The sequence below is a fragment of the Nitrosospira briensis C-128 genome, assembly GCF_000619905.2.
Classification (GTDB): domain Bacteria; phylum Pseudomonadota; class Gammaproteobacteria; order Burkholderiales; family Nitrosomonadaceae; genus Nitrosospira; species Nitrosospira briensis.
This window is the reverse complement of the sequence record NZ_CP012371.1, coordinates 1,806,761-1,827,701: the sequence shown is the minus strand read 5'-3', so window position 1 is coordinate 1,827,701 and position 20,941 is coordinate 1,806,761. Positions and strand designations below refer to the sequence as shown.

Below are 20,941 nucleotides of genomic sequence, written 5' to 3'. Positions count from 1 at the left end.
ACTGGTCTCAGTCTTCAGGAATCCTGGAATGGCTCAGCGGTTCCCATTGCCCCCCGACCAAACCTTGCAGCGGCCTGAAACCTGCCTTATATGCCATTTTTCGGCTTTCCTTTATCCAGTAACCAAGATAAAGATAGGGCAATTTCAATAGCCGGCACAGTTGTACCTGCCATAAAATATTATAGGTACCGAAGCTGGCCCCCGGCACATCGGGATCGAAGAAGGTATATACAGATGATATGCCGTCGTGCAACTCATCGATAATACTGATCATGCGCAGCTTGCCATTTTCATGAAACTCGACAAGGCTGGAATTGACGTTGCTTGGCAGCAGGAAGTGGCGGTATTGCTCTCGGCTGTCTCGATCCATGCCGCCCCCGCTATGGCGGCGCGCCTGATAGCGCAGGTATAGCGCATAGTGATCCGGATGATAATAAAGACCGTGTTGAGTGGCGACCAGGTTCTGATGACGTTTCCAGGAACGACGTTGGGCGCGCCTCGAAATCAATTCGTCAACCACGATCCGTACCGGCATGCAAGCACTGCAATTGTCGCAATATGGGCGGTAGGTAAAAGCGCCACTACGGCGAAAGCCGGCCTGTACCAATGCGCCATAGACACCGGTATCGATCAGGTGGCTGGGTGTTGCCACCTGAGACCGCGCCAATTGCTCCGGCAGGTAACTACATGGATAAGACGCGGTAGTGTAAAACTGCAGCGTTGAAGACGGAAGATCATTCAAGTGACTCATAATCCACACACCATTTGTCGACTCGTTCCGGGTAGTTTACCAATTCTTTTAATTTTAGACTAAATTCCTTGCGGGAAATTTCCCGAGCGCCGAAAGAAGCGAGATGAGCGGTTTTCATCTGGCAGTCGATCATTTTGAAGCCTCGGCGCTCAAGGTGTCTTACCAGGTGCACGAATGCAACCTTGGACGCATCGGTAGCGCGGGAAAACATGGATTCGCCAAAAAACATCCTTCCCTGCGCAACACCGTACAATCCACCCGCCAGCTCGCCATCTATCCATGTTTCGATGGAATGGGCCCAGCCCATCTCGTGCAGCGCAGTGTAAGCTGCGATCATCTCATCGTGGATCCATGTGCCTGCTCGCTCCTTGCGGGGCGCGGCGCACGCCTGCACCACCTGGTTGAAAGCACTGTCGATCCTGATCGTATAATTAGCCTTCTTCAGCGTTTTTCTTAACGACCGGGATATTTTAAGCTCGGCAGGGAAAAGTACCATGCGTGGATCCGGGCTCCACCATAAAATAGGGTCGCCCTGGTTGAACCACGGAAAAATCCCGCAGCGGTAGGCTTCGATCAGCCGTTGCGGCGAGAGATCACCGCCGGCCGCGAGCAAACCGTTAGGCTGGGTGAGCGCAGTGTCTAACGGGGGAAAAGGAGTTTCGGGCGTGAGCCAGGGGATCATGAAGAGAGGATGGCTGAATACGCTTTCCCGCTATGGATCAGGGAATCAGGTGCAGCCACCGGTTTTGATAATGTGTTGATAACGCGTTACATCGGCCACGCCGGCTGATTCAAACCCCGCCCGCCGTAACCGGCAGGAATCGCACATGCCACAGGCGCGCCCATCTTCATCCGCCTGATAACACGACACGGTCGAACTGTAATCGAGCCCCAGCAAGATCCCGTGCTGAATGATCTGCGCTTTCGACAACGCTATAAGGGGTGCGTGAATGCTTAGCCTGGCGCCTTCAATCGCAGCTTTGGTAGCAAGATTTGCCATCTCCTCAAATGCCTGGATGTACGCGGGGCGGCAATCCGGATAACCGGAGTAGTCTACTGCGTTGACCCCAATGAAAATATCCCGGCTCTTGAGCACTTCGGCCCAGGCGAGCGCGAGAGACAACATGATGGTGTTACGGGCAGGCACATACGTGGCTGGAATACCGGCGGTGGAGCCTTCCGTCGGTATAGCGCTCGATTTATCCGTTAATGCCGAACCGCCGAATACGGACAGATCGAGCTTGATTACCTTGTGTTCACGCGCGCCGATCGAATGCACCAGTTCTTCCGCAGCCGCAAGTTCCGATGCATGGCGCTGACCGTAATCCACGCTCAAAGCGTAGCATTCATACCCTCTATTACGGGCAATGGCAAGCGTGGTGGCGGAGTCCAGCCCACCTGACAAAAGAACTACAGCCCTGGCCATGAAGTCAAGATGGGAAATTGGCGAGGTATTTTTGTTCGCTCTTCACCGTCCCGCGCCCTCTCCCCACAATAATTTGTGAAGCTGGATCTGCACCCGGACCATTATGCGGTCGCGTAACACCCATGCAGCCAGCATCGCGGGGTCAAGCTTGCCATAGACCGGCGAAAATAAAATTGGACAGATGAGATTCAATTGACGCTCATGCATCACCTCCAGCGCCCATTGATAGTCGACTTCATCGCACAACACGAACTTCACTTCATCATGGGGCGTAAGATGTTGGAGATTTGGCCAGTGATTTTTTGCCGCTTCGCCCGAACCCGGCGTTTTGATATCCAGAATCCTCGAAACGCGATCATCTACTCCAGATATATCCAATGCGCCGCTGGTTTCGAGCGATACCGAATAGCCTGCATCACACAATAAGGTAAGCAATAGCGGACATTCTTTCTGTGCCAGGGGCTCTCCTCCGGTCACCGTCACGTAGCAGGCGCCGTAGCTGGCAACCTCCGCCAGAATATCAGCGATTGACCGACGCTTTCCTCCATAGAAAGCGTAGTCGGTATCGCAATAAGCACAGCGCAGGGGGCAACCGGTCAAACGTACGAATACGGTCGGCAATCCTGAGCGGCTGGTTTCTCCCTGTAGAGAGAAAAATATCTCGCTGATACGCAAACTCTCCGCTTCGCGGGGTTGTGTGACCTTGGATATAGGAGGGGAGATGGTTTGAACCATATCGTAGATGTACGGGAGAATACCCCATGACGGGTTAAATTACTTTTTACTGATCAGCCGACGCTTGGCCTTGTCGGCGGCCTCGCTACCCGGATACTTGGCCACAAGCGTTTCCAGAGTTTTCCTTGCAGCGGGTTTTTTATTCATTTCCTGCTGGCTGCTGGCGATGTTGAGCATCGCATCGGGGGCCTTTGCGCTGTCCGGATAAGTTTTGATCAACTTCTCCTGAGCACTGATGGCGCTCTTGAAATCACGTAGCGCGTAATAAGAATTACCAATCCAGTAATGGGCACTCGGTGCAAAACTGGAGCCTGGATAGCTCCGGAGAAACTTGTTAAACCGGGAAATGGCATCTTGATAACTGCCTGCCTTGAATAAGCTATAGGCGGCCTCATAGGCGTCACTCTCGACATTCTTAGCCGATGCGGAGCTCACACTCTTGGCAGGTGTGCTCGCAGCGGACGAAACAACGGCAGCAGCCGTGGCCGGAACCGCGGCTGCCGGTTCGGGTTCCATATCGGGTGCGCCAGGCTCTGCAGCTGTCTCTGCAGATCCGGATACCGCAGATCCAGATGCGGCAGCCTCGTCAGGTTGCTCGATCCGCCTCAACCGACTATCCAGATCAATATAAAAATCCCTCTGGCGCTTCTGCGAAGACTCGTTCTCGTTGACCAGTACTTCGATCTGGCCCTGCAACTTGTTCAGGTCAAGCCTCAGGGCTTCGATCTGGCTATGGAGTTCGAGCAACGGTTGATTGTTAAGCAGGTCCTCAAGTTTTACGACGCGGGATTCCAGCGCCTGCCCCTGATTGCGCACTTCCCCGATAGCTGTCTTTTGCACGGCAATCTGCCGGCGCGCCTCCTCGTCGTCGAACACGCCGGCGTAGCTTGCATTACAGCCGATCACGAACATCAACCAAAAAGCGCGCAACGGCACGATTACTCCCCTTGGTAACGGATATCGGCGCGGCGATTCTCAGCCCAGGAGGCTTCGTCATGACCTGTAGCGCGAGGTTTCTCTTCGCCCAGGCTGACAGATTCAACCTGCGATTCCCTGGCCCCTGATAAAGTCATCACGGACTTGACCGCATCGGCCCGGCGCTGCCCCAGCGCAAGGTTGTATTCCCTGCTTCCGCGCTCATCGGTGTTGCCCTGCACCAGCACCCTGGCATTGGAATTGTCGCGTAGATACTGGGCATGAGCCACTACCAGGGATTTATATTCATCCTTCACCACATAACGGTCGAAATCGAAATAAACGCTGCGCCGGGAAAGGATATTATTGGGGTCCGTAAGCGGGTTGAGGCTCGGTTCACCGTAGCCAGGCGTTTCCGTCGGCGCCCGGGTGACTGCAGACCGGTCTTCCACATTGGCCGAAGGCTGGGGAGTTTTGCTCGCACATGCTGATAACACACTGACCAATAACACACATAAAATCTTTTTCATTTTATTTCCTTTAAAGTTAGCAAAAAAAAATACGCAACCCGAACTACTGGAGCCTTCGCAAAGGCCCCCAGGCCGGCTCTCTTATGTCACCAGCCTGCGTTGAAAGCTGTTGTCTTGTTTTGCCGTCGCTCGACACGGCGGATAATATACCACGCCCCCTTACCTCGGTTGCATAGAGGATGATCTTGCCGTTGGGAGCGAAGCTGGGGGACTCGTCAAATTGAGAATTAGTGAGTAATTGCACCTGGCGGGTCATCAGATCTTGCGTGGCGACATTGAATCTGTCTCCGTTGCGGTGAATGAAGACGAAGCTTTTTCCATCCGGACTGTAATGTGGGCTCACATTGTAACTGCCCTCGAATGTGAGACGCTCCGCCGTTCCGGATGCACGCCCTGTGACGGCCATACGATAAATTTGCGGACTGCCGCCACGGTCGGAAGTAAATATGATGGACTGCCCGTCAGGCGAAAAACTGGGCTCGGTATCGATTCCGGCGCTTTGGCTGAGCCGCTGCAATCCGCTGCCGTCCGCATTCACCAGGAAGATCTGCGAGCCCCCCATCAGAGATAGCACTACCGCAAGCTTCTTTCCGTCCGGCGACCATGCCGGCGCGCTGTTGCTGCCCCTGAAATTGGCCGCCGCCACGCGCGCGCGGGTGGCCAATGTCTGCACGTAAACGACCGGCTTCTTGTTCTCGAAGGATACATATGCCAACCGGGCGCCATCCGGCGACCATGCCGGCGATATGATAGGTTCCGTGTACTCGACTACCGGCTGCGCATTAAAGCCGTCCGCATCCGCCACCCGTAACGAATATTTTTTTCCCTGTTTCTCCACGTAGGCAATACGGGTACTGAACACCCCCACATCACCGGTCAGCTTTTCGTAAATCAGATCGGCTATCCGATGTGCAGCGGCACGCAATTGTTCCGCAGGCACGGTCTCGGTATAAACCGCCAACTCCGTTTGTTTCGCGACATCCATCAACCGGAAGCGGACTGCAACCTGTCCGCCGGCCAAGGCTGTGGTGCTGCCGATAACCAGCGCACTGGCGCCGCGATTCATCCAGTCAGGATAACTCACTTCGATGGGCTCATGCGGTCTCAGACCGCCCGGGTCAACCAGCCTGAACAATCCGCTGCGTTGCAGGTCGGCGGATACTACCGGGGTGATGCTCTGGCTGAGTCTTTCCTCCGCGGCAAAGGGCACGATGGCAATCGGAATCTGTGCCGCGCCGCCGCCGAAAATTTCGATGTCGAGGGCGGCATGCAGCGGCGCACTGATCAGCGCCAGCAACAAGACAAAAACATAACCGGGAAATCTGTGCAAGCAAATCTGCATGAAAATAACCCTTTAAAGAATAATGGAAATTATACCAGTCATTCGTGATAATGCACCTTGACGCTCAGATTGCGGAACTTTGGAAAAAGCGTGGGATCAGGTGGCAGCGGAAGCGGTTTGGATAGAAAAATACCACGTTCCACCGCGCTGTCGAAAGCGGCGAATCCACTGCTTGCGCGTAGCCTGACATCGAGAATATCGCCACCCGGAAGCAGCGTAACATCGAATTCCACCACCGGATTGCCAGGTAAATCAGGTGGCATGACGATATTTCTCCTGATTTTTGCAAGTATTTTTGCCTTATATTCGGCCATTTCGTTGGCCAGGCGGGACTGCGCCGCCGCTTGGGCCGCCTTAGCCTGCGCCTTGGCATTCGCTTCCTGCTGTTCCCGTTGAAGCTGTGCTATTTCGGCCGCCACTCGTGCTTTCTGCTCTTTCAGCTCCTGCTCTTTCTGCTCCTTTTCTTTTCGCTCTTTCTCTTTCCGCTCTTTCTGTTCCTGTTCTTTTTTGACCAGCTCTTTTTTTTCAACGGGCTTTTTTTCAACCGGTTTAGGCTTCTCGGTTTTTTCCTTCAGGGCAATATCCGGTTTTGGGGGCGGCGGTGGCGTTTCGATCCTGGGCGGCACCGGCGCTGCTTCGGGCGGCGGCGGGACCGGCTTGGGCTCGGGCGGGGGTGGCGCGGCCTTGGTAGCCGGCTGAACCGCCGGAGGCAGGCTGCTCCATAAATCCACCATCACGGGTTCTGTCGGATATGTTTTCCAATTGAGTCCGAAAATCATGAAAGCGAAAAAAATGACGTGGACCAGTACCGCCAAGAGGCCGGCCCGCATCGCGCCCGGTTCAACTTCCGAGAGCTTCCTCAACGCCATTCCGCTCACCGTATTCATATGAGATGGGCGCCCACTGCTCACTTCGGTCTGGCCAGCAGCCCCACCTTTTTCACCTGCTGCTGTTGAAGAATGTCCATCACATTCATTACTTCTTCGTAACGCACATTTTTATCGCCGGCAATCACCACGGGCTGCTCAATATTTGCGGCCTGCTTCTGTTTGATCGCGTTGACCAATTCTGCTCGATTGATCTTTTGTTCGCCTCCCGGCATGGAACGGTCATGCAATCCCAGACTGCCGTCGGCCTTGACAATCACCTCCAGCGGCGCAACCGGCGGCGCCAGCGATTTGCCGATCTGGGGCAACTCTATCTGACCGGGCGTGATGAGTGGCGCGGTAATCATGAAAATCACCAGCAGTACCAACATTACGTCAATGTATGGCACTACGTTTATTTCATTCATCAACCGGCGTTTGGTGCGGCGCTCATTCATGGCGCTTACCCCATGAAAATGATCTCATCCGCTCGCTTGACGCTGCAGGACATTGGATAATTCTTCCATGAAGCTCTCAAAACGGGTTGCCAGCCGATCAATGCGACTCGAATAACGGTTATAGGCGATAACCGCGGGGATAGCTGCAAACAATCCCATTGCCGTCGCTATCAGCGCCTCCGCAATACCTGGTGCAACATGCGCGATGGTGGCCTGGGTGACGTTGGATAAGCCCCGGAAGGAGTTCATGATTCCCCAAACGGTACCGAACAGGCCGACGTAGGGACTTACCGAACCTACTGTCGCAAGAAACGAAAGGTGCGATTCAAGATTATCCATTTCGCGCTGGTAAGTCGCCCGCATCGCCCGGCGCGTACTGTCCATCACCGTAGTGATGTCTGTTCCCGACTGGCGCTTGTGTTTCATGAATTCCCGAAAACCAGCTTCGAAAATCCGTTCCATGCTGCCTGCCGTATGGCGCGAACCGGCCGCGCTTTGAAAAAGTGCATTGAGATCGGTTCCCTTCCAGAAAACATTCTCGAACTCGTCGCTTTGCCTTACCGCTTCGCGGATGACGAACAGCTTGCGAAAGATGTACCACCACGACAGGAACGAAGCCAGCAGCAACAGCAACATTACCAGTTGCACCGGCAAGCTGGCGCTGCCGATGAGATGGAAAAGAGACATATCCTGGGTAACTGTCGGGCTCATGAGCGTTTTCCAAACTTGTGGCGCAAAGGCGCGGGTATGCGCACGGGCTTGAGGCTGTCGGCTCCCACACATACCGCCTGGACGGTTGCATTGACCAGCGTAGCAGGACCACGTCGCACCTGTTGCGAGATCGCGATGCGGCAACTGCCTATTTCAACCGCTTCCGCCGTGACATGCAGCAAATCATCCAGTAGCGCCGGCTTGAGGTATTCAATATTAAGTGAACGCACCATGAAAATTACCCTGTGAAGCTGGATCAATGAGTGAATATCAAATCCGAGCTGCCGCAACCATTCGTAGCGGGCACGCTCCATGAAATTGAGATAAGTCGAATGATAAACTACTCCGCCCGCATCGGTGTCCTGATAGTAGACGCGAATGGGCAACGAAAACGCGATCTCGCCCGGATTAACGGCAAATTTATCGACTTCTGTTGCTTTCATGTTTTTGAACTAAAAAATATCCGGTATTCGATAGCGCTGGATTTCCCAATACAGGCACAAGCCAAATCTCCTCCGCGCTTGGCTTTCATCAACCAACCATCGGGGCATCGCAGTTTCTGTGCATACAGGTTACCCAGCACTTCAAGCGAATTGCCGAGGCCGATTGCGATTCATGTTACTACGTGTTCATGGCTGGTCATCTATCCACAACTCTCCGCTCAACCCGACCAATCCATTCTTCGGCAAGGCCATGCCGAAATGCTGATAGGCGATAGCCGTGGCCATGCGGCCGCGCGGCGTGCGCTTCATGTAGCCCTGCTGTATCAGATACGGTTCCAGCACATCTTCGATGGTGCCACGTTCTTCACTGATGGCGGCGGCGAGATTATCCACGCCCACGGGACCACCGCCGAATTTTTCCATGACGGCAAGCAGCAGCTTTCTGTCCATCACGTCAAGGCCGATGAGGTCCACATCGAGCATGAGCAATGCCGCATCCGCCACCGGGCGAGTAATGTAACCATCGGCTTTGACTTCGGCGAAATCGCGTACCCGCCGCAGCAGACGGTTTACGATGCGTGGCGTGCCGCGCGAGCGGCGCGCAATTTCCACCGCGCCATCGGAAGAAATTTCCACGTTCAGCAATCCCGCGGATCGCGTCACGATTTTAGTCAGCTCTTCCACCGAATAAAATTCAAGGCGCGAAATAATGCCAAAACGATCGCGCAACGGGTTCGTCAGCATGCCGGCGCGAGTAGTGGCACCCACCAGGGTGAACGGCGGCAGATCGAGCTTGACGGACCGTGCCGCGGGACCTTCGCCTATCATGATATCAAGCTGATAGTCTTCCAGCGCGGGATAAAGAATCTCCTCCACGATAGGTGAAAGCCGATGAATTTCATCGATGAACAATACATCGTTGGGTTCGAGATTGGTCAACAGGGCCGCCAGGTCGCCGGGGCGTTCCAGCACCGGGCCGGATGTCTGACGCAGGCTCACGCCCATCTCCCTGGCAATGATGTGCGCAAGCGTCGTCTTGCCCAGACCGGGCGGCCCGTACAGCAGCACGTGGTCAAGGGCCTCGCCGCGGCGCCGTGCCGCCTCGATGAATATCTGCAACTGTTCACGAATTTTTTCCTGGCCGACGTACTCGGTCAGATGCTTGGGGCGCAGTGCCCGCTCCAGTTCCTCTTCCTTGAGAGAAGCGGGCGCGGCGGTAATCAATCGATCGGTTTCAATCATAATCAAACACTAAAGCTGCACCTCTTATCCGTGTTGGGCTGGAAGTGAGTGGTGGCAGTAAACGCACGCGATGCGAGCGCGGCGGTCGTGTTTCTTTATTTGTCTTTCGATAGGAGCTTCAACGCCTGACGTATGCCATCGGATACGTTAACGTTGGCGGGTAACTGCTTGACTGCCCAGTTGGCTTCCCGGTCATTATACCCCAGAGACAACAAGGCATTGAGCACGTCGTTTGCGCTTGTTGATGTGACCCCGATGCCTGTGGAATCTGTTGCGCCAGCCATGCCGAGGTCGAGCTTGTCGCGTAATTCCAGCAGCAAACGCTCGGCGGTTTTTTTGCCGATACCGGGGATCTTGATCAACCGCCCGCTGTCCTGAGCCGCTACCGCCTGATGCAAATCAGCCACGCTCAGGCCAGACAGCAACGCAAGGGCTGTTCTTGCCCCTACGCCGGAAATCTTCACGAGCTGACGAAAAGCTTGCCGTTCTGCTTCGGTGGCGAAACCGAAAAGCAGATGCACGTCTTCGCGCACGACGAGGTGGGTATGAAGCGTGATTCGCGCACCGGTTGCCGGCAGGTTATAGAACGTGCTCATGGGCACATCGATCTCGTACCCAAGGCCTTGTACGTCAACCAGCACCAAGGGGGGAGATTTTTCCAGCAGCACGCCGGTTATACGGCCGATCATACTAAGCGCCCCCGTTTCATGCGGTAGCCCGCTGTCGAAATTCCGCCCAACCCCTGCCCCCCATGAGCATGGCAGATCGCGCAAGCAAGCGCATCCGCCGCATCTGCGCTGGGGCTGCCGCCAAGTTGCAACAAGCGCTTCACCATTTCCTGCACTTGCTCTTTTTTGGCGTGCCCTTTGCCGACCACCGCCTGCTTGATCTGTAGCGCGGTGTACTCGGCGACGGCCAGATTATTCAGCACGGCCGTGCAAATCGCCGCCCCTCGGGCCTGTCCAAGCATCAGTGTGGATTTCGGATTAACGTTGACGAATACCTGTTCCACCGCGACTTGATCAGGCTGGTGCTGCGCGATCACTTCGTTAAGATGATCCATGATCGTCTTGAGACGCAACGGTAACTCGCCCTCTACCGTCTTGATGCAACCGCTACTGACATAGGCCAGCTTGCTGCCGAATTTATCGATAACGCCAAAGCCCGTAATGCGCAAACCGGGATCTATGCCAAGAATACGGATTTTTTTTCCTTCTGAATAAGCGCGACTAGCAACTCAAATGCCGGAAAAAAACTACTTGCGGTCATTTTTAGGGCAAGAATGCTATTCATCCAGCACTGCGGTTGTGTAAGCCTCTTGCACATCGTCTATATTTTCCAGCGCATCCAGCAATTTTTGCATTTTGACCGAATCATCGCCGGTCAGCACGGTTTCACTGACGGGCTTCATCGTCACTTCGGCGAGCTCCGCCTTGAACCCTGCTTTCTCCAGCCCCGCCCTGACCGTCACAAATTCATATGGCGCAGTAATGACTTCCATGCTGCCGTCATCGTTACTGACGACATCCTCCGCACCGGCCTCGAGAGCGGCTTCCATCAGCTTTTCTTCATTGGTGCCGGGTGCAAAAAGCATTTGCCCGCAATGCTTGAACAGGAATGCGACCGAGCCGTCCGTACCGAGATTGCCGCCATACTTGGTAAAAGCATGCCGCACATCCGCAACGGTACGCACCCGGTTGTCCGTCATGCAATCCACCAATACGGCTGCGCCAGCGATACCGTAGCCTTCATAACGCACTTCTTCATAGTTCACGCCCTCCAGATCGCCACTGCCGCGCTTGATTGCACGCTCGACGTTGTCCTTGGGCATGTTCTGCTCGTAAGCCTTGTCGACAGCCAGACGCAACCGTGGGTTGCTGTTGGGATCGCCGCCGCCAAGCCGCGCCGCAACGGTAATTTCTTTTATGAGCCGGGTAAAAATCTTGCCGCGCCTGGCGTCCTGCGCGGCTTTCTTGTGCTTGATATTAGCCCATTTGCTGTGACCGGCCATGCGTATGCCCTATCCCTGTTATTGAAGTGGTGCAATGTTATCACTCCGCCTCGTGCCGATAAAGCGCAGCGCGGGCAAGGCCTTATTGGAAACTGCGCGGAAACAGTGCGGAAACACCGCCGCAGGCGAAAATATGTTCTCCTCGCGCCTAGCCCGGATATTTCATAAATTGACGCGCGCCCTTGCTGGTCTTTTGTTTCGTATGAAAATTTCGTTCAGTCGGGCGTATGAATAACTACGCCACTCTTTCACAAAATCTCCCTACAAAACAAAATCCTGCACAACCCTCACACGAATTTATGAAACATCCGGGCTAAAATGGCCACTTATAAGGCGCGATATCCAACGGCTGTGGTTTGTTCAGGATCATATTGGATATAAGCCGGGCGCTGCCCGGCGCCATGGTGATACCGTAGCGGTAATGGCCGCTATTGAGATAAAGGTTCGGGATGTGTGGGTGACTACCGACGACCGGGATATTATCAGGCGATCCCGGACGCAATCCCGCCCAGTGGCCGGAAAGCGTTGCTTCAGTCAATGCCGGCATGAGCGCATGCGTTTTTTCGAGCAATAGTTTTCCCGCCTGAGCAGTCGTGCGTCTGTCGAAGCCGGTTTCCTCCAAGGTGCTGCCGGCAAGAATGTGTCCATCCCGGCGCGGTATCAAATAAAAATTGTCCTGTTCCTGTAGCACGATGGCGGGAAGCAGACCCGATTGTGCCTGGAACAGCAGAATCTGCCCTCGTACCGGCCAGATATCGAGCTTTAATGCATGCTCACGTAAAAGCCCGCCGCTCCATGCCCCCGCGGTGACGATGTAATTCGATGCAGTGAATTTCTCGCCCCTGCTCGTGCTGACCGATTGGACCTGCCCATGCTCAACTTGCCAATCGGTAATCTCGGCATGCTCCTTAATGACGCCGCCACGCTGTCCTACCGCCTTCATCAACGCCTGCAATAACCGGGGGTTACGCACCTGACAGACATCCGGCAGCCAAAGCGCTGCTTCGTCGCTGGCGAGCAGCGATGCGATTTCATGAGAGCGAACCTTGCTCAGTCGAAAATCGTGGCGAGCGCACCAAGCCTCCGCGTCATGCTCGCGGGCCTCCCGCAACGCTCTGTCGTGGCCCTCGCTGTCCGGTTCGCCGGTAACGCCGCCCAGAACCAGCATGCCGCTGGCCTGGTACTCCGGATCGATACCTGTATCGCCTCGCAGCGCTTCGATAAACTTCGGAAATAGCGCATTGCTCAATTGAGTCAATCGCGTTACCGGGCAGGAATAATCCCACGGCAACAGTGGCGAAAGTATGCCGCCCCCCGCCCAGGATGCCTCCCGGGCGCAGTGCTGACGCTCCAGTATGGTCACCGTTGCGCCCAGCCGCAGCAATTCGTGCGCCACAGTCAGCCCGGCTATTCCGCCACCGATAACAATAATGTCACTACTCAAAGATCAACTCTTCACAGAATGGGCACGTTAAACCCGATTCTGCGCTGAAATGGGATGGGCAGGCAATCGCATTCGGACGAACTTGATCCAAAAAACTTTATATCGGAGAGGTGAGCCGTTATAATGCACGACCTTGGTAATTGGGTCGTTAGCTCAGCCGGTAGAGCAGCGGACTTTTAATCCGTTGGTCGCCAGTTCGAATCTGGCACGGCCTACCAAAACCTACCAAAAAATTCAGACACTTGCTGTAATAGTGGCCTGATAGGTTGTGCGCAGTGGGACACTGTTGGAACACTTGAGGTCAACTGTACCCCTCTACCGCTTCTTCTTACTCTGTTTCTGTATCTTTGGCTGTTACCGTAACGTTACACGCTGAGTAGCGTTGCCTCTCTGCTTATCTTCCATTCCCTTTTTTTATTCTGTTCTTGCAGCGTACGGCTCTGTTACGCTAATGCTTTGAGCGTACCGAGCACCTAACGCCGGGTACCTTACACGTGCCCCGTAGCTGCTGACAATCTCCCCCGGCCTTCTTTCTATGGCTTTCTATGGAGGTGATAAGTTGACATAAGCGCTAACGATGAGGCACGCTTCTACCTCATCAACAATTCAGCGGATACCCATAATGGCAGAGATAATCGTGCAACCTTTTCTTATTAGCTACAACGGAAAAGATGCAAACCAGCACATTATCCATGCTCAGCAGTTGGGAGAATCAATTATTGGCGCCGCTAAGCTTTATACAGCGGTTGCGCACTATTGCACATTCGGCACTATCCCGCGCGGGAATTATAAAAAAGAATTTTATTGCTACGCAAAACCGCCTAGCGAAGGGTCTTTTGAATATCAGCTATTGGTGGGTGCGATAGCGCATGAGTGGGCGCTACATGGTGAGATTTACAAGGAGGGATTAAGCTTTTTGTTTTCCCACATTGTAAATGCGATCAAGAAAATCTGGTTAAAACCGGCGGAGAGCACACAAGTGGCGATTGAATTGGCTGAAACATTAAGGGAGTTTGGACGCGGCAACAACGCCGTGACAATGGTATTGGCAAACGGTTTAGTGCAATCGAACGTTACCTTTGCTAGGTTACAGGAACGATTAATATTAAAATTGCCTGACGTTGCGGATAGTACTCGGAGTCACGGAAGATCGCTCGTTCGTCCTGTCGGAGACACATGTTCATCCCTAACGCAATTTGCTCACACAAAACAGGAAATAACTATTTCCGAGCCGGAAGCCGATGTAATTCGCGGAGGAACCGACATGGAGATTGATGATATGCAGGAATTTAGATGTAAAAGAATAACCGAAGTTAATGTGGAAAGCGGACATTGCATCCTGGATGTGGAGGGATTTAACGCTCTAGTTACTGGAAAGATCAGTGATCCAGCATTGGAAACGCCAAACAACATTTATACCAGATCACTCAACGGTCACACACCTTTTATTATTTCTGCAAAACCAGTAAAAAGAAACGGAATAGTGCAGAAATTACATATTAGCGACGCTAGAGAAATTTCGGAGCCATCTTCTCTGACTAAAGTTTCATAGCTTCAGCCGCTGAAGTCGAGTAGTGAGATAAAGCGCTAGGATGGGATACCTTAATGGATTTGATCGGACAAACAATACCAGATTCGAACTGCCGCTAAGTGCCAAAAGCAGGTGGTCGAACATTTTACTGATCGCTATCATTCCATCACATCACGGGCCGAAGAATTAAACCGCGTATTCGATTAGTGCCATTGAACGCTAAGAAGCGTCGCTACCGCTCGGCAGATCGCAGACTCGTTGAAACCCATGGCGATTGCAGAGGGTAATAACAAAATCTCTGTCGATGCTGAGACAAAAGGCAAGCTGACCACGCAACTGCACCGACTGTCTAACATCGAGTTTTCCAAGCGCCAGAGAATGAACCGCCGCTCGTAGGCGACGTTTTTCTTCACGACCTAAGGAAACTTTCCCTTGGTTTGAAATAACTAATCCAACTAACTGACGCCGGAATTTCTTTGAGACGTTGACAGTCTTTTCTTCGTTTAATCTTAGACCTAAATAAGGCAACTCACTGATGAGCCTTTCGACAAATACTTTGGCAAAATCTAATGTGCCGGCCCTGTTTACAGAAATGGCAATGTCATCCGCGTATCTTGTGTAGTGCAGGTAATTCGATTCGCAGTAATCCGCAAGACGTCGGTCAAAATCGAGTAGAAGATAATTTGAAATAAATGGCGAACTCGGAGCGCCTATGGAAAGGCGATATGTTTCTTCTGATTGTTTCTTCCTGAAAAGTAATTTAGTAAGGATAAGAACTTCCAGTTCAGTGTAATTAGCGTCGTGTTCTAGTCGGTAGCGCAAAGCGCTATCAGTTAGGCTTGGAAAGAAGTCCTTAAAATCCAGCTTCAACAGAAAGTGACTCCGAGTATGCGGTGAGACGTGGTCTCGGATCGAAAGCCCTTTTCTATATGCCGTAGCATGTACATCCACGGGCAGCGAAGATAACTCAGAACTTACTAGCCACCGCTGAACTAGCTTCAGTTCGGCTGTGGGTTGAGAAATCAAACGTTTTCCTCTGCCATGACGCTTGTTAATCCAATGATCCTTGTAACGCGTTGGGCCTGTGAGAATTAAGAGAACAAGTTCTGCCTCTGAAAACGGAGTGTTCTCGATTATTCGCTCAAAAAGGCTAGCGTCAGAGATCCTCATCTAATTGTCTCAAGCAAAGGGCTGAGATGCGGGTCTGATTTCATCAATGTCCAAGCTTTTGTCTTAAAAGATAGACGATCAAAACGGCGGCCTTCTATCGCGTTATATTCAAGAAGAGGCTCAATTGATTTTTGCCTGACTAAGAATCTCTCACTTCCCCGTTCAGAGAACCTTATAAGACCCATTAAGTCGAGGAGCTTTGCCAATCTTCGAATTTCCACCTTTTCAATCTCGATTCCGAAATGTTTTAGAGCCTCAAGGGCCTGTCGCTCACTGAGTATCTGCAATACGTCAACCAAGTCAGCGACTAGCAACAGCTTGTGTCTAGGATTATCTTTTCGAAAGCGTTCGGTCGCGTAACCCGATTTCAACCAATCGTCAAGGCTTTGGAAAATTATTTCTAGCTCGACAGGCGTAATATGGGCCGCTTTTTCCGCATCAATAACACAAATATTTGGAATGGAATCTGCTTCACCAGGCCTTAATGACTCGATCCGTTTCAGGGGGCCCAAATTAAGAAACGACTGCCTATATGGAGATTCACGGAATTTGCGAGAAATCACGACAAACAATTTCTTATGCAATTGATCATCAAGGGCAAAAGCTCCAAGTTCCGCGATCGCACCCTCAGACTCAACGAAGAGAACTATGGCACGCGACAAGAGCCCAGCGTCTCTCTCAAAGAGAAGCAAGTCTTCATATCCCGAAAATGCAAGCCAGTCTGGATAGTCTTCGGGGCACGTGATTTCTTCAATCCAACCGTGAGATCTTTCGAGGCATGAACGATTAAATGCATCTCGCAGGGAAAGAGGAGGCGAGGTTTTCTCTGCTGCGAACCGGCCACCGAATAACCAGATTCGATGTGGAAGGCGAGTTACCCTGGATTGGCTAGCGTCAACGGTTTCTCGAAAATGCTGAAAAGATCCAGGATTAGTGATCAAACTCAATTACCTTGAAGCTAGGCGCGAAATACGGTGACGGGCACCGGCGCCGGATTTTGTGCCAATGATGCCCTCCACTACAGCTCAGTCTGGCGAAACGCCCGACATTGATAGATTACCTATCAAAACGCGTAATTGAGTTTACAAAGTTTACACAATAATGCGATAGTCGTCACGCCCATGAGCTAGAGAAAGAGTTTGCCCGCCGCAATCAGGTGATTGTGCGGGCGGCAGTTTAACTCCTGCTACATCTTCTTCTCCTTTAGGTATTAATCTATCTCAGCATTGCCCTAAAAACGACAATATTTGAGAGACTAATCTTCCAGGGTTTCCTCGACTATCCCAATCTGCTTCGATCGGCATCCCGTTCTCGTCATGCAGCCAAACAGCAAACAGTTAGATGGGGTCCGTTAGACGCATTCTTGTCAATCGTTGCTGTTTCACAATGCGGCTCACCCGGGAGTAATGCAATCTGAAGTGATCCCCAATCTCCTTCAAACTGTAACCACCGCTGGCATAAGCATCGAAGATCGCCTCATCTCGCCCCTGTACTTCGTCGATCTGGGTCAACGGTTTCGGTGGTGGCCGTCATTGGGCGGCAGGGATTTCCTGATAGGAAGTATCTGAATCGAGAGCAGCTGCAGGCTCACCACAAATTCATCAGAACCCAGAAAAATCTGGTTCTTCAATTTCTCCCACAGCCCTGGCTGATTTCTCCCTTCTGCCACAAAATCCATGTAACGCCGTACGGCCTCGCTACGATGCTCGGAAAAAGCAGCCAGGAGCCAATCTATCGTCAGCCAGGGTGGCGCCTCACACAGCCTCGCCATGGCGCGATAACTGCTCCATGGCCATTGGTCCAGAGTGTGCACCATACAGGCCCTGACCGAATTGAGCACAACATAGCGGGCCAATTCCAAGAGGTACGATTCCTTCTGCACGATGATCGCCTTGTAACGGCCCTGAAATACATGCCCTACTCGCCCATGCCGGCGATTGAACCGCTGGGTGTAGACTCCGTTCAATTGCCGCATGCCCTTGGACAGATTCCCTTCCGGGATTTCAATCAGCAGATGAATAGTGGTTGTCCATCAAACAATAGGCATGAACAGCCCAGTTGAAGTCATGCACGAGATCCGACAGCACGTCCAGAAACCGATGTCTATCCTCATCGCCCAGAAAAATGTGACCCTCAACTCTTTAACCTTTTACAAAACAGGGTTAAGAGGGGCACCGTACAGACCGCTTTCTGAGTCGCGCCCATCATTCCCAAACAGTTTTTGCAAATAGAATGTTCTGGTGAGTATGTTTCTTTGAAATAGGAGGTCACAAATGGAAAAGAAATTATTCATGTCAGTTGTTCTGCCTGCTGCGATGGTATTCGCAACCTCGGCTTTTGCCGGAGAAGAGGAGAGAATTCAGTGGACGGATGTACCACCTGCAGTTCAGAAAACGATAACCGATCACGCAGGCGGCGGAAAAATCGAGGAAATTGAGAAGGAAACGAAAACGCAACACGCTCGAGTCCTTCATTTCGACAGCGACAAAATTGTTACCGTTTATGAAGCCGAGGTAGAAAAACCAGACGGCAATGAGATTGAGATCAGGGTCAGCGAAGATGGCAAGCTCATCAAGATAAACCATCTGTAGTGCCCGGCAATTTAAATTAAATTACCTCCGGCAAAAGCCGGAGGCTTGCTCTCGTTAACCCCCTTCAAAGGGACAAAAAGCTGGCGCCGCATAACGGCGGCATCATATGCCAAGCTTGAGCTGGTCATAGTGCTCATCCTCTTTCTCTTGATGCCGGATATACTCTCTGACCATCTGCTCATCCGACTCCACCGCCGATAAAATAACCACGAGGCCCGGAAGTTCTCGCCCTTGAAGCTCTTCGTCGTCCCCGTAAACTTCCTCGCGATCGATATCGCACTCTTGCCCACTACATACGATACTGAGCGCTTCGGTGGAATGCTGATACACATATGTACGTGATTAGGCTGCAAGTGCCCTTCCACGATCTCGCAACCTTTCTGCTCCACTCATGGGCACAACGATGGAGTCACAGTTAATCTCGATCAGGGTTACGGGCCAATGTTGTCCGGCACGATTCCTTCAATTCTTTGTGCCAGCGTGGCAGCTGATAACTCGCCAATGCGACGATCAACCAACGCACCCTTTGCATCAAAGAATAAGGTTGTTGGCAGTCCTTGAGACTGGGTCTGGCTACTGAGTTCGATACGGGAATCGAGCAACACGTTATCAAGGTTGAGCCCTTCCCGATCTAGAAACTTCTGAATTGCATCGGCCGATTCACCCTGGTTGGCAAAGACGAAGATCACTTCTGGATTGTTCTTTTGTGCATCCCGTAGTACCGGCATTTCCCGTATACAAGGCGGGCACCATGTCGCCCACAGGTTGACCACCATCGGCTTGCCGGCCAGCGAACCAAACTGGACAGTACTGCCATCGAGGCGCACCAGCTCAGCTTGTGGCATCTGCACTGGGACGGCAAAGACCGCCGTTGCGGCCACCGCACCAACTGCCCAGGCGGTTCCTCCGGCCAATGCCGCCAGCAGCAGAGGGCGTCGCCCTTCTCGCTTGCGCCATGCATACCAGATGACGCCGGCCGCGGCAGTCAGAATGCCCGCTGCCGGTGAGAATCCGCCATCAAGAATATTCAGAATACCCAATGGCGCGCTCTGGTACATATCAAAATAGGCAATCACGAAGACAAGTCTCGCTGATATCAGGGAGGCAATGAAAACTCTCCAAAGAAGCGGCTCGACATCAATGTTTCGCGGTCGTCCTATCCGCTTGGCAACGAACGAGCCGATCAGCATCGCACCCAGCAACAGCAAAAAATTGATGGGAAACGCAATCAGTCCGATGTTGACTGAACCCATTACGTGAAAGCTATATTTGCAGCTTTAACGGCATGCACCCTGACCAGCGAAGAATATGGGGTCAAGTCTTTGTTTCTTGTCCAATGCAGCTCATCCGGGAGTAATGCCATCCGATCCCCGATCTCCTTCAGACTGTAACCACCGCTGGCATAGGCATCGAAGATCGCCTTATCTCGTCCACCAGACCTGGCCCTACGTCTGTTACGAATCGCCAGGTCAGAAATTTTTCGTCGTTGATACATGACTCAAACCGACACATTTGAAACATTTGATTTTTCTTCTGGGGAGACATGCAGGCAACCTTCGAATGTTTCGAGGTTAAGCTCATAAGTCTTCGGCTTGTATTGCTGACCGTACTCGGCTAGATATACGATTCCCACGTCCGCTTCGAGAATGGCTTTTATTTGCGCCAAGCAAGTTAGCTGTGCGGGCGAAACTTTATCGCCGCCCTTCTTGACTTCCAGGAACAGTGTCGGGCCGGATTCCATGTAGAGGAACAAGTCGGGTTCGCCTTGGCCAGCGGCGTGTCCGGATAGAACACGTTGCCTCCTGAATTCTTCGAGCTTTTGAATCGTGAACATTTCTTTTATCTTTTCGCGTCCTTCCAGGACCTTTGGATTGTTTGGCTCCCATTCGCCAAGCGCATAGAAGCGATAGCCAAACCACCGCGCCTTCTTAAAGTAGTTCAACACGAAGTACTCACCAAAGTGATACTTGGGCTGATTGAAGACATCTCGTGGCGGATTGTGCCCTTCAAGCAATTTCTTCTTATCCCCACTATTCCAGGCGGTGAGATCATCGCCGGGGTATTCGATGACTGTCTCGGTAATTCGTATCTTCATCGCGAAGCACCGAATCGTTCAACTTTTTTCAGGACAGCAGTTTTGCGCCCTGACTCGGTTAGTTGCCTCTCTAACTCCAGGTTATCATAGGCTTGGGACACCTTATTCTTGGATATGATGGCTGTGATAGACACGATCATTCTCTACTCAAACATATTAAAAAAAGATTCAAACCCGATAAAACTTGTTATTCAGAACTCTTAATCCGTTGGGTCGCAAGTTCGAATCTGTCACAGCCTACCAATATCAGGTACTTATATCAGTCTGCATTATCTTGAAGTGAAACCGCTTAGAGCGATCGATCCAGGTTTCTGACCTGTCTAGAATTTGATCCCGGCACTGACCGCCTCATATACCTTTTCACTGAATGCGGCAGCCTGATGCGTGATCTCCTCCTCCGCCTGTTCTTTGACTCTTCTGGTTTCTGATAATTTTTCGCCTATTCGGGATGCGTTTTTCCATAGGGCAGTGCATATGGGGTCGTCGAGAACATGCTTCTTCTGTGCGATGTGGGCTGCCAACCCACTCAGGAACTTGTCGTTCGTCCCTGAAAAGAAGCCGCCTACGTTACATATCTTGTAGTCCTTCTCAACCGCAAAACTTGGGCTTGAAAAGATAAAGAAAAGCATAATTGAAAACCACTTTAGTCTCATGATAGCCCCTTAGAATAAACATTTATT

24 protein-coding genes, 1 tRNA gene and 1 pseudogene are annotated in these 20,941 nt (G+C 52.2%); 3 read left to right on the top strand and 23 right to left on the bottom strand.

Going from position 1 to position 20,941, the window contains the following annotated elements:
* Positions 1-7 precede the first annotated feature (7 nt).
* The 16 genes from F822_RS08340 to thiO all read right to left on the bottom strand — a co-directional run bounded on the left by F822_RS08340 (position 8) and on the right by thiO (position 12,874).
* Positions 8-751 carry an arginyltransferase gene (locus F822_RS08340; protein ID WP_025041811.1) on the bottom strand — a complete coding sequence of 248 codons (744 nt, stop codon included), beginning with the start codon at positions 749-751 and terminating at the stop codon, positions 8-10.
* Positions 735-1,433 (bottom strand): leucyl/phenylalanyl-tRNA--protein transferase, encoded by a 699-nt coding sequence (gene aat / locus F822_RS08335; RefSeq protein WP_025041812.1) that lies wholly within the window; start codon positions 1,431-1,433, stop codon positions 735-737. Before aat ends, F822_RS08340 begins: the two co-directional genes overlap by 17 nt.
* 45 nt (positions 1,434-1,478) lie before the next feature.
* Positions 1,479-2,177 carry a 7-cyano-7-deazaguanine synthase QueC gene (gene queC, locus F822_RS08330; RefSeq protein ID WP_025041813.1) on the bottom strand — a complete coding sequence of 233 codons (699 nt, stop codon included), beginning with the start codon at positions 2,175-2,177 and terminating at the stop codon, positions 1,479-1,481.
* A gap of 42 nt (positions 2,178-2,219) precedes the next feature.
* On the bottom strand, positions 2,220-2,912 hold the full coding sequence (gene queE, locus F822_RS08325) for a 7-carboxy-7-deazaguanine synthase QueE (protein ID WP_025041814.1): 693 nt from the start codon (positions 2,910-2,912) through the stop codon (positions 2,220-2,222).
* A 39-nt stretch (positions 2,913-2,951) separates the two neighbouring features.
* Entirely contained in the window at positions 2,952-3,848 is an 897-nt protein-coding gene (ybgF, locus tag F822_RS08320; protein WP_025041815.1) for a tol-pal system protein YbgF, read from the bottom strand.
* 2 nt (positions 3,849-3,850) lie between these two features.
* Positions 3,851-4,357 carry a peptidoglycan-associated lipoprotein Pal gene (pal, locus tag F822_RS08315; RefSeq protein WP_025041816.1) on the bottom strand — a complete coding sequence of 169 codons (507 nt, stop codon included), beginning with the start codon at positions 4,355-4,357 and terminating at the stop codon, positions 3,851-3,853.
* 43 nt (positions 4,358-4,400) lie between these two features.
* The gene (gene tolB, locus F822_RS08310; RefSeq protein WP_231623431.1) at positions 4,401-5,687 is read right to left on the bottom strand and encodes a Tol-Pal system beta propeller repeat protein TolB; all 1,287 of its coding nucleotides are present in this window, start codon (positions 5,685-5,687) and stop codon (positions 4,401-4,403) included.
* A 50-nt stretch (positions 5,688-5,737) separates the two neighbouring features.
* Entirely contained in the window at positions 5,738-6,586 is an 849-nt protein-coding gene (locus F822_RS08305; protein WP_231623420.1) for an energy transducer TonB, read from the bottom strand.
* Between the two features lie 20 nt (positions 6,587-6,606).
* On the bottom strand, positions 6,607-7,023 hold the full coding sequence (gene tolR, locus F822_RS08300) for a protein TolR (RefSeq protein ID WP_025041819.1): 417 nt from the start codon (positions 7,021-7,023) through the stop codon (positions 6,607-6,609).
* A 24-nt stretch (positions 7,024-7,047) separates the two neighbouring features.
* Entirely contained in the window at positions 7,048-7,734 is a 687-nt protein-coding gene (gene tolQ / locus F822_RS08295) for a protein TolQ (RefSeq protein WP_025041820.1), read from the bottom strand.
* Positions 7,731-8,177 carry a tol-pal system-associated acyl-CoA thioesterase gene (gene ybgC, locus F822_RS08290; protein ID WP_025041821.1) on the bottom strand — a complete coding sequence of 149 codons (447 nt, stop codon included), beginning with the start codon at positions 8,175-8,177 and terminating at the stop codon, positions 7,731-7,733. Before ybgC ends, tolQ begins: the two co-directional genes overlap by 4 nt.
* A 186-nt stretch (positions 8,178-8,363) precedes the next feature.
* Positions 8,364-9,419 carry a Holliday junction branch migration DNA helicase RuvB gene (gene ruvB, locus F822_RS08285; RefSeq protein WP_025041822.1) on the bottom strand — a complete coding sequence of 352 codons (1,056 nt, stop codon included), beginning with the start codon at positions 9,417-9,419 and terminating at the stop codon, positions 8,364-8,366.
* Positions 9,420-9,514: 95 nt separating this feature from the next.
* Entirely contained in the window at positions 9,515-10,108 is a 594-nt protein-coding gene (gene ruvA, locus F822_RS08280) for a Holliday junction branch migration protein RuvA (protein ID WP_025041823.1), read from the bottom strand.
* Positions 10,105-10,623 (bottom strand): crossover junction endodeoxyribonuclease RuvC, encoded by a 519-nt coding sequence (gene ruvC / locus F822_RS08275; RefSeq protein ID WP_025041824.1) that lies wholly within the window; start codon positions 10,621-10,623, stop codon positions 10,105-10,107. Before ruvC ends, ruvA begins: the two co-directional genes overlap by 4 nt.
* 81 nt (positions 10,624-10,704) lie before the next feature.
* Positions 10,705-11,430: a YebC/PmpR family DNA-binding transcriptional regulator gene (locus tag F822_RS08270; protein WP_025041825.1), complete on the bottom strand. Its 726-nt coding sequence runs from the start codon at positions 11,428-11,430 to the stop codon at positions 10,705-10,707.
* Between the two features lie 313 nt (positions 11,431-11,743).
* The gene (gene thiO / locus F822_RS08260) at positions 11,744-12,874 is read right to left on the bottom strand and encodes a glycine oxidase ThiO (protein ID WP_025041827.1); all 1,131 of its coding nucleotides are present in this window, start codon (positions 12,872-12,874) and stop codon (positions 11,744-11,746) included.
* 142 nt (positions 12,875-13,016) lie between these two features.
* On the opposite strand from thiO, the gene F822_RS08255 reads away from it, so the two are divergent.
* Both F822_RS08255 and F822_RS08250 read left to right on the top strand, forming a co-directional pair.
* Positions 13,017-13,092, top strand: a tRNA-Lys gene (locus F822_RS08255).
* 404 nt (positions 13,093-13,496) lie between these two features.
* Positions 13,497-14,426 carry a DUF7946 domain-containing protein gene (locus tag F822_RS08250; protein WP_025041828.1) on the top strand — a complete coding sequence of 310 codons (930 nt, stop codon included), beginning with the start codon at positions 13,497-13,499 and terminating at the stop codon, positions 14,424-14,426.
* A 198-nt stretch (positions 14,427-14,624) separates the two neighbouring features.
* Here F822_RS08250 and F822_RS08245 read toward each other — a convergent pair whose 3' ends face one another.
* The 3 genes from F822_RS08245 to F822_RS08235 form a co-directional block, all read right to left on the bottom strand.
* A complete protein-coding gene (locus tag F822_RS08245; protein ID WP_025041829.1) occupies positions 14,625-15,575 on the bottom strand; it encodes a retron St85 family RNA-directed DNA polymerase in 951 nt (316 codons plus the stop codon).
* A complete protein-coding gene (locus tag F822_RS08240) occupies positions 15,572-16,516 on the bottom strand; it encodes a retron St85 family effector protein (protein ID WP_156304375.1) in 945 nt (314 codons plus the stop codon). The genes F822_RS08245 and F822_RS08240 overlap by 4 nt, the downstream gene beginning before the upstream one ends.
* A gap of 566 nt (positions 16,517-17,082) precedes the next feature.
* Positions 17,083-17,550 carry a hypothetical protein gene (locus F822_RS08235; RefSeq protein WP_231623416.1) on the bottom strand — a complete coding sequence of 156 codons (468 nt, stop codon included), beginning with the start codon at positions 17,548-17,550 and terminating at the stop codon, positions 17,083-17,085.
* 298 nt (positions 17,551-17,848) lie between these two features.
* On the opposite strand from F822_RS08235, the gene F822_RS08230 reads away from it, so the two are divergent.
* Positions 17,849-18,166 carry a hypothetical protein gene (locus F822_RS08230; protein ID WP_025041831.1) on the top strand — a complete coding sequence of 106 codons (318 nt, stop codon included), beginning with the start codon at positions 17,849-17,851 and terminating at the stop codon, positions 18,164-18,166.
* Positions 18,167-18,268: 102 nt separating this feature from the next.
* Here F822_RS08230 and F822_RS14865 read toward each other — a convergent pair.
* The 4 genes and pseudogenes from F822_RS14865 to F822_RS08205 all read right to left on the bottom strand — a co-directional run.
* Positions 18,269-18,546: pseudogene (locus F822_RS14865) on the bottom strand (transposase); the annotation flags it as partial.
* A gap of 51 nt (positions 18,547-18,597) precedes the next feature.
* Positions 18,598-19,419, bottom strand: coding sequence for a TlpA disulfide reductase family protein (locus tag F822_RS08220; RefSeq protein ID WP_025041833.1), 822 nt, complete (start codon positions 19,417-19,419; stop codon positions 18,598-18,600).
* A gap of 245 nt (positions 19,420-19,664) precedes the next feature.
* The gene (locus F822_RS08210) at positions 19,665-20,261 is read right to left on the bottom strand and encodes a VRR-NUC domain-containing protein (protein ID WP_025041835.1); all 597 of its coding nucleotides are present in this window, start codon (positions 20,259-20,261) and stop codon (positions 19,665-19,667) included.
* 320 nt (positions 20,262-20,581) lie between these two features.
* Positions 20,582-20,914 carry a hypothetical protein gene (locus F822_RS08205; RefSeq protein ID WP_231623414.1) on the bottom strand — a complete coding sequence of 111 codons (333 nt, stop codon included), beginning with the start codon at positions 20,912-20,914 and terminating at the stop codon, positions 20,582-20,584.
* Positions 20,915-20,941 lie beyond the last annotated feature (27 nt).